We start from the raw sequence: 514 nt of genomic DNA, 5'->3' as shown, positions 1-514 counted from the left end.
GCAGCGGAGGGGAAGGGAATCCATCTGCACGCTCCGAACCCTGGATCCCCTTCCCGGCCTGCGGCCGCCGGGGATCACACCCACCACGTCTTGACCGGACTTTTGCCGCCCATGCTGCTTCTGTGAAGCGCCGCGCTTGTCCGATCGGGATCAGCGGCACAAGGCCGGCGGCGAAGTGCGAAAGTCGGCTCCCCTTTCCAGCGCGATGCGGTAGGGTCCTGCCGACACTCACGCACAATCGGCGACTGACATCTCATGAACCTGTTCGTCTTCGGCCTCGGCTATTCGGTCGGCCAATTCCTCAAGCTGTACGGCACGCGTTTCACGGAAATCGGCGGCACGGTGCGTTCGCTGGAGAAGGCGCGGGCCATGCAGGCGAACGGCCTGGACGCATTCGTGTTCGACGGCGCCGGCTACGATCCCGCCATCCTCGACCGGATCGCCCGGGCAGACGCACTCCTCGTCTCCATCCCGCCCTCAGGCGAGACCGATCCGGTGCTCGCGCAATTCTCTC

At 65.6% G+C, this 514-nt stretch carries 1 pseudogene; it reads left to right on the top strand.

Annotation, left to right across the window (positions count from 1 at the left end):
• Positions 1–255 precede the first annotated feature (255 nt).
• Positions 256–514, top strand: a pseudogene (locus tag OC446_RS30610) (NAD(P)-dependent oxidoreductase); the annotation flags it as partial.

Source organism: Microvirga sp. Mcv34 (genome assembly GCF_024519725.1).
Classification (GTDB): domain Bacteria; phylum Pseudomonadota; class Alphaproteobacteria; order Rhizobiales; family Beijerinckiaceae; genus Microvirga.
The sequence above is the reverse complement of the archived record's forward strand: the minus strand, read 5'-3'. Positions and strand labels throughout refer to the sequence as shown.